At 58.8% G+C, this 3,835-nt stretch carries 3 protein-coding genes; all 3 read left to right on the plus strand.

Translation table 11 applies throughout. The features are described from left to right. Nucleotides 1–407 precede the first annotated feature (407 nt). The 3 genes from ACXWUF_RS20220 to ACXWUF_RS20230 all read left to right on the plus strand — a co-directional run bounded on the left by ACXWUF_RS20220 (nt 408) and on the right by ACXWUF_RS20230 (nt 3,652). Entirely contained in the window at nt 408–1,058 is a 651-nt protein-coding gene (locus ACXWUF_RS20220; RefSeq protein ID WP_458496370.1) for a TIGR04211 family SH3 domain-containing protein, read from the plus strand. Nucleotides 1,059–1,212: 154 nt separating this feature from the next. After that, nucleotides 1,213–2,916, plus strand: a complete 1,704-nt coding sequence (gene ilvD, locus ACXWUF_RS20225; RefSeq protein WP_458496371.1) for a dihydroxy-acid dehydratase — start codon at nt 1,213–1,215, stop codon at nt 2,914–2,916. Nucleotides 2,917–2,944: 28 nt separating this feature from the next. After that, the gene (locus ACXWUF_RS20230; protein WP_458496372.1) at nt 2,945–3,652 is read left to right on the plus strand and encodes a hypothetical protein; all 708 of its coding nucleotides are present in this window, start codon (nt 2,945–2,947) and stop codon (nt 3,650–3,652) included. Nucleotides 3,653–3,835 lie beyond the last annotated feature (183 nt).

Here is a 3,835-nt window from a genome sequence, read left to right on the forward strand (position 1 = left end):
CGGGACTTCCCCGAACGCGCCCAGGCGGAGGCCCTGCACAAAGAGCTGGAAGCCGCGCAGAAACGGCGCGACACCCTGCGACAAGGTCTCTAGCCCCCGTCCGGGTCCGCACGGACACCCGCCACGGGCCATCCAGGTTTCAAACCGCCGCTCCCCTCGGCCTTGGAAGCTGGATGGCCCGTGCCGCCTGCGGTCCCGAACGCCTAGGCAGGAAAGCTCGCCATCGGCCCCAGGCCGGACTCCACCACATAAGTTAATGCCGGTCAAATCCCTTCCCGGCCTTCCCCTTATCAGGGGAGGAAGAAAAAGCCCCCCTGATAAGGGGGGTTGAGGGGTTAAACCCAGCCATAGAAACCTGCTCGCTCTACTTTATGGAAGTGAGGCCGGACACCCCCCCACGAAACTTCATGCCGCTTCGAATCCTTTTCGCCCTAATCCTTTGTTTTCCTCTGGCGTCCCTGGCGGACGCCCACCGGAGCTATGTCACCGACAAACTGGAAGTTCAACTCCGCGCCGGGCAGAGCGCCCAATCCAAGCTCGTCAGGGCGCTGGATTCCGGCACGCCCTTGACCATCCTCACCCCCGGCGGTGCCTCGGGATACGCCAAGGTCAAACTGGACAGCGGCGAGGAAGGCTGGCTGCTGACTAAATTCATTTCCGATCAACCGGGGGCGCGGAGCCTGCTGGATGAGGCCAATCACAAGCTGGCGGTGCTACAGGACGAACTCACCCTGCTGAAGTTGGGCAAGGAAGGCGTGGACAAGGCATCCGGCTTGCAGCAAACCGAAATCGAGCGCCTCAAAACCGAATTGATCGCCATCCGGCAAGCCTCGGCCAATGTGCTGCAAATCCAAACCGAACGGGATCGGCTCCAAGAATCCGTCATCAAGCTGGAACGGGACGTGGAAGCCACCCGCCGCGAGCGGGACGCCCTAGACGGCGATTACCGCCAGAACTGGTTCCTGCTCGGCGCCGGGGTCCTGTTCGGCGGCATCCTGCTCGGCGTATTCCTGCCCCGGTTTAGCTGGCGTAAGAAAAGCGCCTGGGATACCTTTTAGGCTTAACCCCCCATCGAACAAATCTGTAGGTCGGGCTTCAGCCCGACCTATGTTTATGTTTTAGGGTAAGGCGGTTTCCCATCGAATGATTCCGTGGGTCGGGCTGAAGCCCGACCTACATTCCTATGTTTGCATTAACCCATGAGACTGAACGATGAGCCAAACCGATAACGACACCCGCGCCTTCTCCGCCCAAGTCGTGGACGGCATGGAACGCGCCCCCAGCCGCGCCATGCTGCACGCCGTGGGCTTCACCGACGCCGACTTCAAGAAGCCCCAGGTCGGCATCGCCTCCACCTGGAGCATGGTGACGCCCTGCAACATGCACATCAATAAGCTGGCCGACGATGCCGCCCGGGGCGTGGACGGGAGCGGCGGCAAGGCGGTGGTGTTCGGCACCATCACCATTTCCGACGGCATCTCCATGGGCACCGAGGGCATGAAATATTCGCTGGTGTCCCGCGAGGTCATCGCCGACTCCATCGAGACCGTGGTCGGCTGCCAAGGCTTCGACGGGCTGGTCGCCATCGGCGGCTGCGACAAGAACATGCCCGGCTGCATGATCGGCATCGCCCGCCTCAACCGCCCGGCCATCTTCGTGTACGGCGGCACCATCCTGACCGGCTGCCACGGCGACAAGAAGCTGGACATCGTGTCGGTGTTCGAAGCCGTCGGCGCCCGCGCCAACGACCGCATCGACGACGCCGAATTGAAGAACATCGAAGCCAAGGCCATCCCCGGCCCCGGCTCCTGCGGCGGCATGTACACCGCCAACACCATGGCCTCCGCCATCGAAGCCCTCGGGATGAGCCTCCCCGGCAGTTCGGCCCAAGCGGCGATTTCCAAGGACAAGGAACTGGACTGCGAACGGGCCGGCGCCCAGGTCTTGAAGCTGCTGGAAGCGGGGATTCGCCCCCTCGACATCATGACCAAACCGGCCTTCGAGAACGCCATCACCGTGGTCATCGCGCTGGGTGGTTCCACCAACGCCGTGCTGCATTTGCTGGCGATGGCCGACGCTTGCGGCGTGGACCTGAGCCTGGATGACTTCACCCGCATCGGCAAGAACGTCCCGATGCTGGCCGACCTCAAGCCGAGTGGCCGCTACGCCATGGCCGAACTGGTGGAAATCGGCGGCATCCAGCCCTTGATGAAAGTGTTGCTGGACGCGGGCCTGCTGCACGGCGATTGCCTCACCGTCACCGGCAAGACCTTGGCGGAGAATCTGGCCGAAGCCCCGGACTATCCGGCGGATCAGGACATGATCCGGCCCCTGACCAACCCCATCAAGAAGGACAGTCATTTAGTCATTCTCCGGGGCAATCTGGCGGCGGACGGCGCGGTGGCAAAGATCACCGGCAAGGAAGGCTTAAGCTTCACGGGTAAAGCGCGGGTGTTCGACTGCGAGGAACTGGCGCTCAAGGCCATCCTCGACGGCACCGTGCAGAAGGGCGATGTGATCGTGATCCGCTACGAAGGCCCGAAGGGCGGCCCCGGTATGCGCGAAATGCTGTCGCCCACTTCCGCCGTGATGGGCAAGGGCTTGGCGAAGGACGTGGCGCTCATCACCGACGGGCGGTTCTCCGGCGGCACCCATGGCTTCGTGGTCGGCCACATCACCCCGGAAGCCTACACCGGCGGCCCGCTCGCCATCGTGCGGGATGGCGACGGCATCACCATCGACGCCGAGCAGGCCGAATTGACCCTGCATCTGTCCGATGAGGAAATCTCCGCACGGCTGGCGAATTGGCAACGGCCCGCGCCGCGTTATACCAAGGGCGTGTTGGCGAAGTATGCCAAGTTGGTATCTTCGGCTTCGGAGGGGGCGGTGACGGATAAGGGATTGGGCGACTTGTAAGCGACCACGCAATAACGGGGACGAAGCCATGACCGAATCGAGTAAGACACAACCAACTTATGAGGGGTCTGGCTTCGTGGCGGGGACGCTGGTTCATGCCAAGGATGGCTTGATCCCCATTGAAAAAATCCAGGTTGGAGATTGGGTGCTATCGAAATCAGAAACTGGGAAAGGCGAACAATCCTATCAGCGGGTCACGCGGGTTTTTGTTCATGAAAACCAAAAAGTTTTATGCGTTGATATGTACACGGAAAAAGAATTGTTGGCGGCACGGGCGGAACGAAGAACCATGAATAGGGATACTTACTTTCTGCTAGTGGTCACCGATAATTATCTTTTTCGCTGGGTCGACAAAGGCTGGTTCAAAGCAAGGCAATTACATCTCAGGATGTTTAGCAAGCCATTATTAATAGAACTGGTAGACGGCAGCACTGTCTATGTCGAAGATATTAATTTAATCGTTCGCACTCAGCAGCCCAATCTCGGATGGCTAATGGGAGGAAAGTTTTGCCCAGTAAGATTTGATGAAAACGATTCGCGATGGGTTGACTTTAGTAAAGAAATGCCCGTTACGTCGTATGAATACCTGAAAAAGATTCCGAATGACGGTATTGAATGGTGGCTACAAAGGGATTCTGACCGATTTAGACGCACAGTGTTTGACATCACCGTAGAGAATACCCATACCTATTATGTCGGAGAGCAAGGCGTTTGGGTTCATGAACCCCGAAAGTAGCTATAGGATGGGTGGAGGCGCACAACCCGATAAACCAGTGTTACCAATAGAGATGTTCCCAAGGTGCTATAAGTATACTGTTCATAATTGTTACTTCAAAGTCCACAGGGTAAAATCAAGCCCAAGTCCCTACGATCCTTTCTTAATGGCGCTTCCACGATGATTTTTACCAGCCTTAATGAC

This window comes from Methylomagnum sp., assembly GCF_054333355.1.

What these genes read in the sequence shown, in the direction of transcription:
- ACXWUF_RS20220 (WP_458496370.1), top strand. Translation starts at nt 408, where the DNA reads ATGCCGCTTCGAATCCTTTTCGCCCTAATCCTTTGTTTTCCTCTGGCG.
- ilvD (WP_458496371.1), top strand. Translation starts at nt 1,213, where the DNA reads ATGAGCCAAACCGATAACGACACCCGCGCCTTCTCCGCCCAAGTCGTG.
- ACXWUF_RS20230 (WP_458496372.1), top strand. Translation starts at nt 2,945, where the DNA reads ATGACCGAATCGAGTAAGACACAACCAACTTATGAGGGGTCTGGCTTC.